The following is a 17,768-nucleotide window of genomic DNA, read 5'->3' on the forward strand; positions in this document are numbered from 1 at the left end:
TCACTCCGCCCGCAGGACGTCACCGATGCGCAGCTGGCCTGCCATCCTGCCCGGCCAGGCCGCGAGGAGGTTGGCCAGCAGCAGTGTCAGCGGGCCGACCAGGAGCAGCGCCCAGACGGCGACCGGCGGCACGTACGCCAGCGGCATGATGTCGGCGACCACGCGCCACAGCGTGCGCCCGACCGCGAGCCCGAGCGGGACGCCGAAGGCCAGCCCGGCCGACGCGAGCAGCGTGGCCTGGGTGACGACGGCCCACCTGGCCTGCCGGCGGGTCATGCCCAGCGCCCGGAGCACGGCGACCTCGTGACGCCTGCGCCGCACCGCGGTGGCCAGTGCGTGGCCGACCGCGCCGAGGGCCAGCAGGGCGAGGAAGCCCGCCAGCAGCAGGGGCAGTGCCTGCACGTCGCGGATCTGCCGTACCTGCTGGATCTCCAGCGGGTCGGTGAACGCCACGCCGGGCCGTCCCGTGGCCTTGGCGGCCACGGCCGCCAGCCTGGCCCTGACCTTCTCCAGCTCGGCCCCCGGTCGCACGGCGACCTCGGCGACGTGGAACTTGAACGGATAGTGGGCGCCGCCGAACAGCGCGTCGTAGCCGGCCGGGGTGACCCAGGCGCCGTCGCTGTAGTCGTTGTGCGGGCCCATCGGCAGGAACGAGATGCCGGTGACGGTGAGCCGGGTCGTCTTCCGCCCGCCGCCGAGCGTCACCCGGTCGCCGACCTTGACGCCGAGCTGCGAGGCGCTGACCGGCGCGAGCGCGATCTCCTCCGCCGACGACGGCAGGCGCCCGTCGAGCATGAGCACGTCGATGGGGCGGCCGACCGGACGGTACGTGTACGCGGTGACGGACACCCCGGGCTCGCCCGCGGCGCCGGCCGGCGGTGACTCGGCGACCGCGATCCTGCCGTCGTTCACGCCGATGACGTCGGGGTCCTTGGCCACCTCCGCCAGCACCTTGTCGACCAGGACGAAGTCCTGGCCGTTGAACCCGAGGTACGTTTCGAGCTGGTAGGCCTGGCCGAACCTGATCGGATGTTCGGCGGCGTCGTTGACCCCGGCGGAGAAGGTGAACGCGGCCAGCACGCCGAACACCCCGGCGACCGCGCCGAACAGCGCGGGCCGTACCGGGACGGCGCTGCGGCCCCGGCCGGGCTCCAGCGCGAACCGCGCCCCGACGACGAACGGCACCGACAGGCCCGCCCGGCTCGCGGCCAGCGCCACGGCCGAGCGCCGGCCGCTGTGCTCGCCGGTGCGCCGGAGCAGCGCCGCGGCGGCGGCGGTGCCCGCGAGGACCAGCAGCGGGATGAGCAGCCAGCCGCCGCCGAGGACCAGCCAGTCGATGTGGAACCCGGGCTCGGGCTCGTACAGGGCGGCGGCGCCGATGGGCAGCCAGATCGAGGCGACGGCGGCGGCCACGACCGCGAGCGTGCTCCCGGCGAGCGCGGCGAGGAACGGGCCGGCGGACGCGGCGCCGACGGCCTGCCGTGGCGTCATTCCGACCGCCCGCAGCAGCCGCAGGTCCACCATGGTCGCCGCCGTGTAGCGGGCGATCGACTGGCCGACGAGCACGATGGCGGCGGCCAGCGCGGCCAGGCCGAAGGCCAGCAGCGAGGCGGCCTCGAAGTGGTTCAGGTTGCGGGCCGGTGTCACCCACTTCAGCTCCCAGTCCCAGATGTCGATGTCGCTGCGCTTGCTGACCACGGCCAGGTCACGGCGGAACGCCTCCAGGCCCGCCCGTCCGTCCTTCAGCCGTACCATCGCGTTGACGTAGCCGTGGGGGCCGAGGATGTTCTCCTTGTACGTGGCGTACAGGCCCGGCGTGGGCACGACGACTCCCCAGTCGCCGACGAACTTGTCGGAGAACCAGGGTGACCGGATGACGCCGACGATCGTCGCCGGGACGCGGGGGCCCTTCATGGGCTCGGCCGCGGGGTCGTAGTCGTCGCTGGAGGCCTGCTCCTTGGACATCAGCTCCAGCGTGAGCCTGTCGCCGACCTTCTTGTGATAGGCCGTCAGGAACTGGGAGGTGACCATCACCTCGTCCGCCCTGGCGGGGTCGGCCATGCGTCCTTCGATGACCACGGGCCGCTCGATGGTGTTCAGGACGTTGCCGTCGGCGGGCGGGAAGACGGAGATCTCGGCGGAGTTGGGGATGCCCGCGACGCCGAACCCGGACACCGGGAACCGCGTCAGCGTCTCCACCTCGGGCAGCGCCGCCACGGCCGCCCAGTCGAAGCCGGGCTGGTTGGGCAGCACGACGATGGTGAGCGGCAGGGTGCGCGCGGCCAGCCGGTCGATCGCGGTGTCGCCGCGCCGCGCCCCGGCCAGCGAGGCCAGCACGGTGCCCCCGGCGAACGCCACCAGCAGGGCCAGGACGAGCAGCGAGCGCCAGCGGCGGCGCAGTTCCAGGCGGAGCCAGGTCGATATCACGCGATCACTCCGTACGCAGGACGTGGCCGACGTTCACCCGGGCGGCCTGCCGTCCCGGCCGGACGGCCAGCAGGTTGACGCCGAGGAGAGCGGCGGGGCCGATGAGCAGCAACGCGGCCAGCACATCGGGGGGCTGGTAGAACAGCGGCGTCTGGTCTGCCACGATCCGCCAGAGCGTACGGCCGAGCGCCAGTCCCAGGGGCACCCCGAAGGCCAGCCCGATCATCGCGAGCAGCGTGGCCTGGGTGACGACCACGACCCTGGTCTGGGCCCTGGTCATGCCGAGGGCCCGCAGCACCGCCAGTTCGTGCCGCCTGCGCCGTACGGCGGTGGCCAGCGCGTGCCCGACGGCGCCGGCGGCGAGCGCGATGAGGAACGTGCCGAGCAGGGCGGGCAGCACCCGCAGGTTCCGCACCTCGACGGACTCCTCGGGCGGCTGACCCGGCTCGATGACGATCTTGCCGGTGCCGGGAAGCGCGCCGATCGACTCCCTGAAGCGGCCGATGACCTGCTGCGGGTCCGTGCCGGGGCGCACCGAGACGACGGCGAGATGGTATTTGGACGTGTCGCCGAAGGCTCTTCGGAAGCCCTCGCGGGTGAGCCAGCCGCCGTCGTCGTAGTTGTTGTGCGAGCCGGCGATGACGAATCCCACGCCGGTGACCTTGAGCGTGACACCCGACAGCGTGACCGTGCCGCCGACGTCCGCGCCCAGCTCTTTCGCCGAGGTCACCGCGAGCGCCACCTCGTCGGGGCGTCCGGGCAGCCGCCCCCTGTCCAGGACGACCGGGAAGTCCGTGCCTTCGGGGCGGGAGTACACGGTCACCGACGTCCGCGGGGAGTTCAGCACGCCCACGTACGTCTCCATCACGCTGGTGACGTCCGGGTCCTTCGCGAGGGCGGCCAGGACGGGTCCGGCCTGGCCGAACTCGGCGCCGCCCTCGCCCAGGTAGGCCATGATCCGGTGCGTCATGCCGAACCGCTCGGGGTGGCCGGCCGCGTCGGAGACCCCGGCGGAGAAGGTGAAGGCGGCCAGCACGCCGAGCACGCCGACGACCGAGCCGAGCAGCGCCGGCCGTACGGGGACGCGGCCGTTGCCGTGGCCGGGCTCCAGGGCGAAGCGCGCCCCGACGAGCAGGGGCAGCGGCAGACCGGCCCGCGCGGCGGCGAGCGCCACGGCCGAGCGCCTGACGGGTGCCCCGTCCCGTCCTGCGCCGCGCGCGAGCCAGCCGCTCGCGAGGGCTCCCGCGAGCACCAGCAGCGGCACGGCGGCGCAACCGGCCAGCAGGACCGGCCAGTCGAGGTCGAATCCCGGCGTCGGCTCGTACAGGGCGGCCATGCCGACCGGCATCCAGGGCGAGGCCGTCACCGCTCCGGCGGCCCCGAGGAGCGCGCCGGCCACGGAGACGAGCGTGGGCGCGGCCACGGCCAGGGCGAGCGCCTGCCGCGGGGTGAGGCCGCAGGCCCGCAGGGCCTGCAGGTCGCCGAGCCCGGCCGCGACGTATCTGGAGACGGACTGGCCGACGAGCACGAGCGCCGCCACCAGCACGGCCAGGGCGAAGGCCAACAGCGCCCCGCTCTCGAAACGCACGACCTTCCTGGCGTGCGCGGCATCGTCCTCCAGGTTCATCAGCTCGATGTCGCTCCTGCCGGTGACCCTCGCCAGCCCGGCCTGGAAGCTCGCCAGGTCCGCGGCGCCGCGCTTGAGCCGGACCAGGGCGTTCACGATGCCGTACGTCTTGTGGGTGCCGATGAAGTTCGCCGGATGGTCGCCGAACAGGGCGGGCGACACCAGGATCTGGCCCTGCTCGCTGAGCTTGTCGCCGTACCAGGGGCCGCGGGCGACGCCGACGACGCGGGCGGGGACGGCCGGCCCGTGCGGGTCGCCGTCGAAGCCGGGGGCCTCGGCCTCGGCGGGGGTCATCAGGCGCAGGGTGATCCGGTCGCCGATGTTCAGGGGGGACAGGGCGGTGACGGCCACCTCGTCGGCCCTGGCCGGGTCGGGCAGGCGGCCCTTCAGCACGACGGGTTTCTCGACGGTCCGGTAGGTCTCGGGGCCGCGTGGCGGCAGGTAGCCGTGGTATTGCGGCAACTCCTCGACGAAGAAGGGGGCGACGGCGAACTCGCCGACCGCGGCGACCTCGGGCAGCGCGCGCACCAGGTCCCAGTCGAACTTCGGGTCGTTCGGGAGGGCGGCGACCGTGGCGGGCAGCGTACGTGCCAGCAGGCGGTCCACCGTGGTGGCGCCGCGGCGGGCGCCCGCCACCGAGGCGAGCACCATGCCGGCGGCCAGTGCCACCAGCAGGCCGAGCACCGCCAGCGACCTCCACCGGCGGCGTAACTCCAGCTCCAGCCAGAGCCGCGTCACGAGACCCTGCCGTAGCGCATCAGCACCGTCCGGCCGGCGCCGGCCGCGACGTCGGCGGAGTGCGTGACCATGACGATGGTCTGCCCGTCCTCGTGCAGGCGGCGGAACAGCTCCAGCACCTCCAGGCCGCCCTCGCTGTCCAGCGCGCCGGTCGGCTCGTCGGCCAGCAGCAGCGTCGGCTCGTTGACCAGGGCCCTGGCGATGGCCAGGCGCTGGCGCTGGCCGCCGGAGAGCACCGCGGGCACCTGCTGGGCGCGGTCACCGAGACCCAGCAGGTCGAGCAGGTCACGGGCGCGGCTCTCCGCGGCCCGCCGCTTCCGGCCGGCCAGCACGCCCGGCATGACCAGGTTGTCCAGCGACGAGACGCCGTCGAGCAGGTTGAAGAACTGGAACACGAAGCCGATGTGGTGGCGGCGGAAACGGGCCAGCCAGTCCTCGTCGCGGTCGTCGATCCGCTCCCCCGCGACCTCGATGCCGCCCTCGTCCACGGTGTCGAGGCCGGCGATCACGTTCAGCAGGGTCGACTTGCCGCATCCCGACGGGCCCATCACCGCCACGAACTCACCCTGCTGGATGTCGAGGTCGACGCCGCGCAGCGCGCGGACGGGCGCGAGCTCGGCGGCGAAGGTCCTGCGGGCCCCGCGGATGCGTACGGCGGGCGCGGTGGCGAGGTCGCCGTCCGGGACGTCGGTCTCCAGGGAGGACATGTCAGTTCCCCTCTAAGTGGTAAGCGTTCACGGGATTGGCGCGGCCCTTGACGGTCCGCGGGCCGAGCGGGCGCCAGGACCAGCCGTCGCCCCCGGCGCGCACGGTCGACTCCGCGGCCACGGTGCCGGCCGGCCGGGCGAGGTCCTGCATGCGCTGCGCGAGGTTCACGGTGTCTCCGACGAGGGTGTACTCCACCCGTTCATCGCTTCCGAGCAGGGCCGCCGCTACGTCGCCCGTCGACAGGCCGATCCCGAGATCGAACGGAGCCAGACCGCGCGGGGACCATTCGGCGTCCAGCTCGCGCTGGCGGGCGTGCATGTCGCAGGCGGCGCGCACCGCCTGCCCGGCGTGACCGTCCGACGGGTCGGGGGCGCCGAAGACCGCCATGACGGCGTCCCCGACGTACTGCATGACGGTGCCCCCGGCGCCGACGACGGCCGCGTTCATGGCCCGCCGGTGGGCGTTGAGCTGGGCGGCCAGCACGGCCGGGTCGGTGGCCTCGGCGATGCCGGAGTAGCCGCGGACGTCCGACATCAAGACGGTGACGTCCAGCCGCTCCGTCCTGCCGAACGCGCCGCGGTCGCGGCGCAGTTTGTCGGCCAGGCCGTTCGGCAGCAGCCTGGACAGCGTCTCGCCCTGCTCCTCGCGGCGCAGGATCGCGGTGTGCAGCATCCGCAGCCGCCGCAGCGCGCCCTGCCGGCCGGCGGAGGCGCCCTTGGCCAGGTCGAGGAAGAGCTGCTCGACGGCGGCGTTGACGGACTCGGGCGGGCGGCCGAGCGACACCGCGATGGCCTTGACCGGGCGGCCCTCGGCCACCTGCCGCAGCAGCTCCTCCTCCGGCGGCGACAGCTCGCCCTCGTCGCGGGCGGGCTCGATCAGCTCCCGTACGAGCGAGGGGTCGATCAGTGACCCGCCGGCGGCCACCTCCTTGATGGCCCGGCCGAGCAGTCCCGCGTCGCCGACCCGGTCCTTCAGCAGGTACGCGTATCCGGCGGCGCCCCCTTCGAGCAGTTTGATGGCGTATTCGGGATCGTCGTACTGGCTGAGCACCACGACCCCGGTGCCCGGCAGCCGCTTGCGTACCTCGCGGGCCGCCTCGATGCCCTCGTCCTGGAAGGTGGGAGGCATCCTGATGTCGGTGACGATCACCTGGGGGCGCAGCCGTACGGCGCGCTCGACGAGCTCGTCGTAGTCGGCGGCGAGGCCGGCCACGTCGAGAGCGGCGTCACGCAGGAGAAGGGCGCGCACGCCTTCGCGGACGATCAGATTGTCGTCCGCGAGCACCACCGTGATGCGATCCACAAGGTGGATTAGACAATGGCGCGTTCCCTTGCGGCCAGGGTGTCAGGACGACGAGTCGGGGGTGCTGGCACCCCCTCGATTCCGCAGGGTGCCGCCCTCGCCCGCCGGGCGTCGCGCGCGCAGGGTGTGGTCATGAGAATCGAATCGCAGGTGACCTCGCTCTCGTGGATCCCGTCGGAGGCGGTCAAGGGGTATACCAAGCCCGCGTTCACGATGGGCATCGCGCACTACGACGACCCGCCGCCCGACGTCGTCGGCGACATCGAGGCGCTGCGCGCGGCGGGTGGCTTCAGGTTCGCCAACCGGCTGACGGCGTGGGCCGAGTTCGACGGCGACCGGCTCGTCCGCTGCGGCAGCGGCGGTGGCCTGATCATGGGCTCCACCACGGTGCGGCTGGGTCCGCTCGGGGTGACGTTCGCCGCCTTCAGCCTGCCCGACCTGCGGCCGGAGCCCGAGACGGGCGACGGCTGGGTGCGCTTCACGCAGAGCGCGGGCGGCAGGACCGCGCTGCCGTTCCCGCGCCGCGTCTCCCGCCCTCCCTACCTGCGGCTGCAGTCGCCGCTGGTGTGGACGACGCTGTCGCTGACGCTGCACGCCGACGGCCGGGCCGAACTGTCGCTCGACGGCGCGAGCCCCTTTCCCCGACACTGGGTGTACGGCGCGGACGAGAGGCTCACGCTCAAGGCGGGCGTGACCGACTTCGCCAGGTGGGCCGCCCAGCAGGGCCCCGAGCACACGCCGTGGGGGACGGAGGACTCGCTTGTCCTGGTCACGGCGGCCGAGACCGCGCTGGAGCGGGAGATGTCCTCCATGATCATGCGCGGCGGCGTCCGGCCGCGGATCCGCTCGCTGAAGGAAGGTGAGGTGCTGATGCGCCAGGGCGACCCTGGCTCGTCGCTGTTCCTGCTGCTCGACGGCGTCGTCGGCATCGACGTGGACGGCCGGCCGCTGCCCGAGCTGGGCCCCGGCGCGATCCTCGGCGAGCGCGCGGTCCTGGAGGCGGGTCGGCGCACGGCCACGCTCACCGCGCTCACCCCGATCCGGGTGGCCGAGGCCCCGGCCGACCTCATCGCCATCGAGGCCCTGTTCCGCCTGGCCGAAGGCCACCATCGTGAAGATCTCTCGGAGGTTCGGTGAGGGTCGCTCTCCTCGGCGTGCGAGGCTCGACGCCGGCTCCCGGCGCGGGCTTCGTCAGATACGGCGGTCACACGAGCTGTGTCGCCGTACTGCCCGACGACTCCGACGTGCCCCGCCTGGTCCTCGACGCGGGCACCGGCCTGCGCGGGCTGGCCGCGCTGCTGGCCGGGCGGGCCTACGAAGGCTCGATCATCCTGTCCCACCTGCACTGGGACCACGTGCAGGGGCTGCCCTTCTGCCCTCCGCTCGACCACCCGGACTCGCGGGTGGACCTGTACCTGCCCGCCCCCGATCCGCTGGCCGCGCTGACCCAGCTCATGTCACCCCCCTACTTCCCCATCACCCCTGCCGGGCTGCACGGCCGCTGGCGGTTCCTGTGCTCGGCCGGCGGCCCGACGGAGGGGTACGAGGTGCGGGTGGCCGAGATCGTGCACAAGGGCGGCACGGCCCATGGGATCCGCGTCGAGGGCGGCGGTAGGTCGCTGGCGTACCTGCCCGACCACAGTCCCCAGCTCGGCAGCCCGGCGGCCGAAGACCTGGCCGCCGGGGTGGACGTGCTCCTGCACGACGGCCAGTTCCGCCCCGCCGAACAGGCGCTCGCCGACGCCTACGGCCATGCCACGGTCCCCGACGCGCTGGCGTTCGCGGCCCGCTGCGGCGCCCGCCGCCTGGTGCTCACCCATCATGCCCCTAGCCGTACGGACGACGAACTGGACATCCTGGCCAAGGAGTACCGCGAGGCGGAGTTCGCCCGCGAGGGCGACATTCTCACGATCTGACACGGCCCGGGCCCTCAGGAGGGCCCACCGGGCGGCAGGAAGGCGTCGAGGGTGGCGGCCACCAGGTCGGGCCTTTCCAGCGACATCATGTGCGGGGTGCCGGGCAGTTCCCGGTAGGTGGCGCCGGGGATGCGTCCGGCCAGGTCCTTCATGACCTGCGGTGTGCAGGAGGCGTCGAGCTCGCCGGCCAGCACCAGCACGGGCGGCTCGAACCCGGCCAGCCGCCCCTGCACGTCGAGACCCTTGAAGGCCCGCCAAGCGGCCGCCCAGTCGGCGGGATCGGCGCGCAGCACGTGCTCCCTTGCGTACCGTACGGCGGGGCCGTTGACGGCGAGCGCGGCCGGGGTGAACCACCGGGTGAGCGACGGCACGATCTGGGCCGCCATGCCGTCCTGCTCACTGGCCCTGGCCCGGTCCTCGAACGCCTCGAAGGCGTGGTCGGTGGTACCCAGCAGGGACAAAGAGGCGAACCGCCCAGGTCTGGCGACGGCGGCGGTCTGCGCGATGCCGCCTCCGTAGGACAGGCCGACCACGTGGGCCTGCTCCAGGCCGAGGGCGTCGAGCACCCCGAACAGGTCCGTGGCGGCATCGTCCATGGTGAACGGGGCCGGCGACCCGGCGGCCGAGCCGTGCCCCCGAATGTCGTAGGCGAACACCCGTCTGGTCTCGGCGAGCCGTTCCATGACCGGCTCCCACATCCGCCAGCCGAGCCCGAGAGCGTGCAGCAGCACGACGGGCGGTCCCGACTCGCCACGCCGGGCGACGACCGTCTCGTGATCGGCGAGCACTACCCGCTGGAGGGCGGCGGGAGCGGGTGCCCCGGCCGCCGTCAGCACCTCGTCGATCACCCGCAGCGCGTTGAGCGCCCGCGGCATGCCGGCGTAGAGGGACACGTGCTCGGCCAGGGCCCGCAGCTCGGCGGGCGTCACGTCGTTGCGCAGCGCGGCGGCGGTGTGTATCGCGAGCTGCGGCTCGGCGCCCCCGAGCGCCGCGAGGATCGTGACGGTCGCCAGCTCTCTCGCGGTACGGCTCAGCTCGGTGCGGGCCATCGGCCCGCCGAAGCCTTCGACGATGGCGTCGTACAGCTCGGGCGACTGTGCTCGTACACCGGCCAGCGCGACCTCGGGGGGCGATCCCATCATCTCCGCGTACTCGCGGCGGCCTCGTCGCATGCGGTTCATGTCGTCTGTTCCTTTCCTCACCGGTGGTGACACGGGGAAACGGCGGTCGCCGGACGAGCTCGGGAGCCGGGCACCGCACACTGACCGGCGGGCCGGGAGAGCAGACGGGGCCTGCTCATGCGGCCTTCGGCGGGGCGTAGCCGGAGGGCGGCCTGCCGGTGATGACGAGGTGGTGGCCGGCCTTGACGTACCGGGTGAAGGGCTGGCGCACCTCGCGGGCGACGGGGAAGCGGGCCGACCGGCCGTCGAGGCCGAGCCGGTCGCGGGTGGCGTCGGAGACGACCTCCTCCGCCTGGCCGACGACGAACGCGGCGCACCCGGCCGCAGCGGCTTTCGCCGGAATGGCCTGCGGCGCCGGTGTGCCGGTCAAGGTGATGACGGCTCCGAAGGCCACGGCGAGCGCGCCATGCCAGGCTTGCAACATCTCTCCAGGTGTCCGGCCTTTCGTTTCAGACGAGCGTACGTGCGTCGCCGCCCTGCCACCGACACATCGGCAAACGTGGAAACGTGGAAACGTCAGGCTGCACCCGAGGCTGAGGGCAGCGCGGCTACCCTCCCCAGCTGCGGGACGCCAAGCCCTCGCGTCAGTGCCCGGTGCGAGGGTGGCGTCCGGGGCGCGGCGGTCCAGCCGATTGTCAGCGCAGATAGGCGGCCAGGCCGAGGTGCTGGTCCCGTACCGCCTTGGTGACCAGGCCGGCGATCTGGCGGGCGCCGGCCGCCTCGAAGTGGGTGTGGTCGTCGGCGAAGAACGCGCCGACGGGGCCGGAGCCGTAGTCGCCGTTGAACGGGCAGAAGTGGAGGCTGTTGTAGAGCGTGTAGCTCAGCTTGTGGAGGTCGATGACGGGGGTCGCGGTGGCCGCGCCGACGTCGAAGGTCTCGGTCACGAATCCGCGGTTGGGCGTGGCCGTACTCCCGCTGCAGGTCAGCGCGGCCACCGGGGTCACCAGCACGGGATGCGCGCCGCGCTGCTGGGTGGCGCGGACCATGGCGGTGAGGAGTTCGCGGTACCGGGCTGAGCCGACGTGGCGGGGGCAGGTGGTCGAGCCGTCGTTGATGCCGAACTGGATGAGCAGCCAGTTGCCTGCCTTCATCCCGGTGGCGGCGTTGAGCATGGACTGCCAGCGGGCGGCGTAGGCGGTGGAGCTGAGCACGCATTCCCCGGCGGAGTTCTTGGTGCTGGTGACGGCCGACTCGTACAGCCAGGTCTGGACGCTGCGGCCGCCTACGGCGTTGTTGACCACGGTGGCGTTGGTGGTGAGGTATTGGCCGAGCTCCCGGCCCCAGCCGACGATGTTGCTCCCGGAACTGTTGGCGACGGTGGAGTCGCCGGCCAGCCAGACCGTGATCTTGCCTGGGTCCGGAGTGCCGTCTGTGCCGAGGTCGAGATAGTCGATGTTGGGCAGGCCGTCGGCGGTGGTCGGGCTCAGCCGGATCGTGTTGTCGCCGGCGTTGACCGTGACCGTCAGCGTCTTCGTGACCCACGTCGTCCAGGCGCCGGTGGGTTCGAACGGCATGCCCGCCTGGGCGGCCGTGCCGTTGACCAGCACGTCGGCGGGGCGGTTGGCGGTGGCGCCGTTGGCGTACCGGATGGCGATGGTGACGGTGCCGGCCGCGGATGCGTTCACGGTGAACTGCGCCGCCGCGCCGACCGCGTTGTCGCCGTTGCAGAATCCGCTGCCGGAGTAGCCGGCGTGGTTGGACTCGATGGCACCGTCACACGTGGCGGCAGGTGCGGTTTCCGCCTCGTAGCGGGTCGCCGCCACGGACGGTCCCGCGGCCATGACGACACCGGCGGCGGCCAGCATGAAGGCGATACCGGCGGACAGCAGCGCGGCGCGCTTCCTTCGTAAGAGCATCAGAGAACTCCAACAGGTAGTTTCCGATCGTGCGGACCTGGCGTGGCAGGCCGCACGAAACGTCAGGTGAGGGGCCCTTTCAGGAGATCGATGCGAGGTGGGCGGCCACGATCGGCGCCAGCTTGGCCGCGATCGCGCGGTGACCGATGTCGTTGGGGTGGACGCTGTCGGACAGGCCGTCCGGGGGCACCCAGCCGTCGGTGTTGACGAAGAAGACGTTGCGGTCACCGGCGTTGTTGACGGCCTGCACCGCCGCCTGGGTCTGGGGGACGTACCGCCCGCGGAAGGTCTGCAGGGCCAGGATCGCGGCCTGCGGATACTTGCCGCGGATCGTCCGCAGTAGCCCGACGTAGGAGCTCTGGAACTGAGTCGTGGACACGCCGTGCCCGACGTCGTTGGTGCCCAGATTGATCACGACCACGCCCGCCTGGTAGCGGCTGAAGTCATGGTCGACCGCCCCGTCCACGGCGCTGACCTTCACGAACCGGCGGTCCAGGCCGACGCAGCCGTCGGCGGTGCTCACCAGGCAGGCGCCGCCCTGGGCGACCTGCATGTGGTCCAGCCCCAGCTGTTCCCCCACCAGCCAGCCGTACGCGGTGAGAGCGTTCTTGGAGGTGGTGGTGCCGACGGTGATGGAGTCGCCGACGAACTCCACCGTGCCGCGCGCCGGCGCGGCGGGCAGCGTGCGCGCGCCCGGGTCGAGCACCAGCCCCCGGAACACCGCGTCGCCGTGGTAGGAGCCGGCCACCACGCGGTAGGACACGCGCAGGGTGTGGTTGCCCGCCGCCAGCGGTGTCGGGGTCAGGTTCACCGTGCCCGACACGTTCTGCAGGTAGACGTCGGGGCCGCCGTCGATGCTGTAGTAGAGGTCGATGGTGTTGCGCTGCTTCAGCTTGACGGTGGTGCCGGTGAAGGCGGTCTTGAGGTGGGCGCCGGCCCAGCCCGGGACGTAGGCGGTGCTGTCGCGGGTGTCCCAGCGGCCGACGAAACGGATGTTCGGATCGGTGGGCGAGCCGTCCCCGCCGCCGGTCGTGACGTCGAGGTAGTCGATGTTCGCCAGCCCGCCGGCGGTGGTCGCGGCGAGCCGTACGGTGTTGGTCCCCACGTTGAGCTGGACGGGCAGGCTCCTGGTCGTCCAGGCGTCCCACGTGCCGGTGCTCTCGAAGCCGGCTCCGGGCTGCACCACCGCGCCGTTGACGCTGATGTCCGCGGGCCGGTCGGCGGTGGTGCCGTTGGCGTAGCGGATGCTCAAGGTGGCGGCGGCGGGTGAGTCGATGGTGAACTGGACGGCGCTGCCGACGGCGTTGGGCGTGTCGCAGAAACCGCTACCGGAGTAGCCGGAGTGGTTGGCGGCTATGGCGCCGCTGCACACGGCAGGAGCGGACTCCACCTCGTACCGGGTGGTGGCGGCGTGCGCGCCTGTCGCGAACGCGATGGGAGCGCCGGCCAGTACCGTCGTCATCGCCGCGAGTAAGGAGATCTTCGGCAACCATTTCATCGAGGCTCCAGTGTGAGGACAACCGGCCTGGCGGACCGGCACGACTCGTACCGGTCCGCCAGAGCGCTGGGCGGTCAGCGGACGTAGATGTCGGGCTGCGGCGGGGTGCTCATGCCGTCGCCGAGGAAGAAGCTGGGGTGGGGCGGCTGGTTGTAGGCGGTGTTCTGCCAGGCGAGGGCGACCCGGTACTGGGCGTCGTGCAGCAGTGTGTAGATCCGCCGGTCGGTCGGGGTCGGGGTGGCGTAGATGCGCAGCGCGGCATTGTCGTCGCGGGGCAGGATGATCTCCTCGCGCCAGTCGCCGAACAGGTCGCCGGACAAGGATGGTGTGGACTTGGTGCCGTTGACGGAGTGCGCGCCGGAGGCGGTGAGCAGGCGGGTGTCGCCGCCGGTGCCGTACTTGTCGACGTGGTTGCCGTCCAGCAGTTCGCGGACGGGGTCGGCGTCCCACCAGGCGAGGAAGTTGTAGCTGCTGGGAGTGCGCCCGACGCTGCCGCCGGAGGCGTTGAACAGGTTGGTCAGGCCGGTGCCGGTGCCCCAGAACTCGGCGCCGGGGTTGCCGGCGTAGACGTCCCCGGCCACACCGCGGGCCGGGCCTTCGCAGCCGCAGGTGTTGTTCTTCTGCATGATGATCGATCCGTTGCCCGCGTCGCGCAGCGTGGCGGCGGCGCCGGAGCTCTGCTCGTGGATCTGCCAGATCTCCTTGCCGGGGCGGCTGGGCACGAAGTCGCTCACGTGCAGGGCGTCGCCGTGGGCGTAGAAGGTGGTGGTGTAGCGGCCGGTGCCGTTGGCGTTGATGGTCATGCCGCCGTAGACGATCTCGTCGGTGCCGTTGCCGTCGACGTCGGCGATGGACAGCGAGTGCGTGCCGCGGCCGGTCCACTGGCTGCCCGCGCTGCCGGAGTCGAACTTCCAGCGCAGGGTCAGCTGGCCGTTGCGGAAGTCCCAGGCGGCGATCGTGCTCTTGGCGTAGTAGCCGCGGCCCATGACGAGGCTGGGTCGCCGGCCGTCCAGGTAGGCCGTGCCGGCCAGGAAGCGGTCGCCGCGGTTGCCGTAGTTGTCGCCCCAGTCGCCGATGTTGCCGCGGGCCGGCTCGAAGTTCACCGTGGACATGGCGGCGCCGGTGAGCCCGTTGAACATGGTCAGGTACTCGGGCCCGGTGATGATGTAGCCGTCGGAGTTGCGGTGGTTGGCGCTCGCGTTGCCGATCACCTGGCCGGTGCCGGACACGGTGCCGTCGCCGGTCTTGACCGCCAGCTCGGCCCGGCCGTCGCCGTCGTAGTCGTAGACCTGGAACTGCGTGTAGTGCGCGCCGGCCCGGATGTTGCGGCCCAGGTCGACGCGCCACAGCCGCTGGCCGTTGAGCCGGTAGGCGTCGATGTAGACGTTGCTGGTGACCCCGGACTGGGAGTTGTCCTTCTGGTCACTGGGGTCCCATTTGAGGAAGATCTCGTACTGGCCGTCGCCGTCGGCGTCGCCGACGCTCGCGTCCCCGGCGGTGTAGGTGCTTCCCGGGCGGGAGATCGGCACGTCCAGGTAGTTGCCGCCGGCGAAGCGCAGCGATGGCTCGGACGCGCCCTGCTCCACCGCGTTCACGATCGCGCGGACGGTGTAGGAGGCGTCTGCCGCCGCTCCGGCGTCGAGGTAGTTGGTGGAGGTGGTGATCGGCGAAGCGTTCACCTTGGTGGCGCCCCGATAGAGGTTGAACCCGGTGCTCGCGCTCTCGGTGCCCAGCAGCCGCCAGGACACGAGGTTGCCGCTGCCCGAGCGCACGCTGACCAGGCCGCGGTTGAGGTCCTCCATCTGCCGGCCGGTCGGGTCCGGGTCCGGGCCGCCCTGGTCGGTCTCCAGGTAGTCGATGTTGGCCAGCCCGTCGGCGGTGGCCGGATTCAACCGGATGGTGTTGTCGCCGGCGTTCACCGACACGGTCAGCGTCTTCGTGGCCCACGTCGTCCAGGCCCCGGTGGGATCGAACGCACTGCCCGATTGGGCGACGGCACCGTTGACCAGCACGTCCGCTGGACGGTTGGTGGTCGCGCCGTTGGCGTACCGGATGGCGATGGTCGCAGTGCCGGCCTGGGGCGCGGTCACGGTGAACTGCGCCGCCGCGCCGACCGCGTTGTTGGCGTTGCAGAATCCGCTGCCGGAGTAGCCGGCATGGTTGGACTCGATGGCACCGTCACAGGTGGCCGGTGCGCTTTCCGCCTCATAGCGGGTCGCCGCGGAAGCCCAGGGGGCCGTGACGACACCGGTGGCGGCCACCGTCACCGCGACGGCAGCGGACAGCAGCGCGGCGCGCTGTCTGCGTAAGAGCATGATTCAACTCCAACGGGTAGGTCGGTTGACTCCGGAGATTTGCGGATGTCTGGCGAGGTCGGCGAAGTGCTGCGCCGATGGGCTGAACGCGATCTGGCGTGATCGACGCCGCGGTGGGTCACCGGGCTCTCGCGAATCCGCGGGGACTTGGCGCGTGAAACTTTCACCTCGTGGACGGTGCGCGGCCGGCCGGTCCGACCCCCGATCCGGATGGCACGCAGGGTCTCAGTCCGCGTCGTCAACGGCCGGTAATGCCCTGGTCTAGCCATGTTTTTCCTTCTGGATGGATCGGCGCGAGAGGATCAGGCACGGCTGGCTCTGGGAGCGTTCACAGAGTGTGCGAGATGGCGTTTGTGGCGTCAATGGTCGTTACTTGGTTGTTGTCTGCGCTCTTTTGTGGGATTCATGTTGGAGTCTGTCTGGAATGGCGAGGACGCGTTACTGTGCACGTTCACAGAGGCTCGTACGGCGTAGAAGTGGCCGGAGATCCCCGCCTGGCCGCTGCCTCGCCCGCAGCGGGCGGTGGACCACCCCCTCACCATCGCGAGAAAGTGCAGGACCACCATGGGTTCACGTCATTCAGGTCCCCGTACGACCAGGTCTCCGGAATGCTCGGCGCCAGGCCGCGCGATGCTCGCCCTCCTCGCGCTCGTCGCCCTCCTGACGGGCCTGCTGGCGATGCCGCTCGCGGCACCGGCAGGGGCGGCGACGGATCTGGCGCTGGGCAAGGCGGCGAGCGCGGACTCCAGCCAGTCGGGACGTCCTGCGCCCCTGGCCAACGACGGCGACACCGCCACCCGCTGGTGCGCCGCCGACGGCGGCACCGGCCACTGGTGGCAGGTCGACCTCGGAAGCGCGGCGGCACTGAGCGGCACCGAGGTGCGCTGGGAGTTCGCCCGCAGCTACCAGTACCACGTGTCGGTGTCCGGCGACGGCTCCACCTGGACGCGCGTGGCCGACCGGACGGCGAGCACGGCCACCGCGCAGGTGCGGAGCGACACGTTCGCCGCGACCGCGCGCTACGTGCGGATCACGGTGACCGGGCTCGCGGCCTCCACGTGGGCGAGCATCGCCGACGTCAAGGTCTTCGGCACCGGCACCGGCACCCCGCCGGGGCCGGCTCCCGACCCGGCGCTGCGTTCCAAGTGCACCGGCACCTCACCGATCACCTGCCACTTCGACGTCCCGCCGGGCAACTACGACGTGACGGTGGTCCTGGGTGACGCGAGCGCCGCGGGGGTGACCGGGGTGCAGGCGGAGGCCCGCCGTACGGTGCTGCCGGCCGTGTCCACGGCGGCGGGGTCGTTTGCGAGGTATTCGTTCACGTTGAACGTGCGCCAGCCGGAGGGACAGCCGACCGGGCAGGGCGGCACCGGAACGCCTGGGCTTGACCTGGTGCTCTCCGGGACGGCACCGAAGCTGGACGGGATCGGGCTGGCTCCGGCGAGCGGGCCGGTGCTGTACCTGGCGGGCGACTCGACCGTCTGCGACCAGCCGGCCGCGCCGTACACCGGATGGGGACAGCAGCTCCCGCAGTACTTCAAGCTGGGCCTGTCGGTGGCCGACTACGGCGACTCCGGTGAGAGCTCGGGCAGCTTCCTGTCCAACTCGGCGCTGTTCCCGACGATGAAGCCGCTGATCAAGAGCGGCGACACGGTCCTGATCCAGTTCGGGCACAACGACAAGTCGACGACGGCATCGGCGTTCAGCTCGAACCTGACGAGTCTGGTGACCCAGGTCCGGTCGCGAGGCGGCGTGCCGGTGCTCGTGACGCCGCCGGTGCGACGGCTGTTCGACTCCAACGGCAAGCTGACCTCGACGGCGTTGCACGTCAACGGCGTGGGCGTGGACCTGCCGGCGACGATGAGGCAGGTGGCGACGGCGCAGAACGCGCCGCTGATCGATCTGACCGCCAGGAGCAAGGCGCTGGTGGAGGGCCTCGGCCCGAGCGCCTCAGCCAGGATCTACCTGACGGCGGCAACGGACGGCGTGACCGACAACACGCACTTCTCCGCTTATGGGGCGAACGAGATGGCCAAGCTCGTCCTGCAGAGCATGCGTGACCTGAACCTCTCGCCAGTGTCCTATCTGAGATAAGTACGCCCTCACAAGGCTTGACGGGGAAATGTCAACGTTCATAACCTTCGATCGATTAGATCGTTTCAACCCCAACGGCGCCCCCCGAGGAGCATCGCCATTC

At 71.9% G+C, this 17,768-nt stretch carries 12 protein-coding genes; 3 read left to right on the forward strand and 9 right to left on the reverse strand.

All coding sequences use genetic code 11. The features are described 5' to 3' along the window. Genes ACFKCF_RS55705 through ACFKCF_RS55720 form a run of 4 tightly spaced genes read right to left on the reverse strand, consistent with a single transcriptional unit; the run spans position 1 to position 6,802 of the window. On the reverse strand, positions 1-2,427 hold the full coding sequence (locus tag ACFKCF_RS55705) for an ABC transporter permease (protein ID WP_394504841.1): 2,427 nt from the start codon (positions 2,425-2,427) through the stop codon (positions 1-3). A gap of 4 nt (positions 2,428-2,431) precedes the next feature. Further along, a complete protein-coding gene (locus tag ACFKCF_RS55710) occupies positions 2,432-4,792 on the reverse strand; it encodes an ABC transporter permease (protein WP_394504843.1) in 2,361 nt (786 codons plus the stop codon). After that, a complete protein-coding gene (locus ACFKCF_RS55715; RefSeq protein WP_394504845.1) occupies positions 4,789-5,499 on the reverse strand; it encodes an ABC transporter ATP-binding protein in 711 nt (236 codons plus the stop codon). The genes ACFKCF_RS55710 and ACFKCF_RS55715 overlap by 4 nt, the downstream gene beginning before the upstream one ends. Position 5,500: 1 nt before the next feature. Continuing rightward, the gene (locus ACFKCF_RS55720; protein WP_394504847.1) at positions 5,501-6,802 is read right to left on the reverse strand and encodes an adenylate/guanylate cyclase domain-containing protein; all 1,302 of its coding nucleotides are present in this window, start codon (positions 6,800-6,802) and stop codon (positions 5,501-5,503) included. A gap of 132 nt (positions 6,803-6,934) precedes the next feature. On the opposite strand from ACFKCF_RS55720, the gene ACFKCF_RS55725 reads away from it, so the two are divergent. Both ACFKCF_RS55725 and ACFKCF_RS55730 read left to right on the forward strand, forming a co-directional pair. Further along, positions 6,935-7,939: a cyclic nucleotide-binding domain-containing protein gene (locus tag ACFKCF_RS55725; RefSeq protein ID WP_394504848.1), complete on the forward strand. Its 1,005-nt coding sequence runs from the start codon at positions 6,935-6,937 to the stop codon at positions 7,937-7,939. Continuing rightward, positions 7,936-8,718: an MBL fold metallo-hydrolase gene (locus ACFKCF_RS55730; RefSeq protein ID WP_394504850.1), complete on the forward strand. Its 783-nt coding sequence runs from the start codon at positions 7,936-7,938 to the stop codon at positions 8,716-8,718. Before ACFKCF_RS55725 ends, ACFKCF_RS55730 begins: the two co-directional genes overlap by 4 nt. Positions 8,719-8,732: 14 nt before the next feature. Here the strand turns inward: ACFKCF_RS55730 and ACFKCF_RS55735 are convergent, their stop codons facing one another. The 5 genes from ACFKCF_RS55735 to ACFKCF_RS55755 form a co-directional block, all read right to left on the reverse strand. After that, positions 8,733-9,899: an alpha/beta fold hydrolase gene (locus ACFKCF_RS55735; protein ID WP_394504852.1), complete on the reverse strand. Its 1,167-nt coding sequence runs from the start codon at positions 9,897-9,899 to the stop codon at positions 8,733-8,735. A 115-nt stretch (positions 9,900-10,014) separates the two neighbouring features. Next, a complete protein-coding gene (locus ACFKCF_RS55740) occupies positions 10,015-10,323 on the reverse strand; it encodes a hypothetical protein (RefSeq protein ID WP_394504854.1) in 309 nt (102 codons plus the stop codon). Positions 10,324-10,534: 211 nt separating this feature from the next. Then, on the reverse strand, positions 10,535-11,755 hold the full coding sequence (locus ACFKCF_RS55745; protein WP_394504855.1) for a carbohydrate-binding protein: 1,221 nt from the start codon (positions 11,753-11,755) through the stop codon (positions 10,535-10,537). Between the two features lie 79 nt (positions 11,756-11,834). Beyond that, positions 11,835-13,253 (reverse strand): GDSL-type esterase/lipase family protein, encoded by a 1,419-nt coding sequence (locus ACFKCF_RS55750; RefSeq protein WP_394504857.1) that lies wholly within the window; start codon positions 13,251-13,253, stop codon positions 11,835-11,837. Positions 13,254-13,327: 74 nt separating this feature from the next. After that, a complete protein-coding gene (locus ACFKCF_RS55755) occupies positions 13,328-15,568 on the reverse strand; it encodes a CBM35 domain-containing protein (protein WP_394504859.1) in 2,241 nt (746 codons plus the stop codon). Positions 15,569-16,198: 630 nt separating this feature from the next. On the opposite strand from ACFKCF_RS55755, the gene ACFKCF_RS55760 reads away from it, so the two are divergent. Continuing rightward, positions 16,199-17,665: a discoidin domain-containing protein gene (locus tag ACFKCF_RS55760; RefSeq protein ID WP_394504862.1), complete on the forward strand. Its 1,467-nt coding sequence runs from the start codon at positions 16,199-16,201 to the stop codon at positions 17,663-17,665. Positions 17,666-17,768 lie beyond the last annotated feature (103 nt).

It is taken from the genome of Nonomuraea sp. JJY05, assembly GCF_043496855.1.
Lineage (GTDB): Bacteria > Actinomycetota > Actinomycetes > Streptosporangiales > Streptosporangiaceae > Nonomuraea.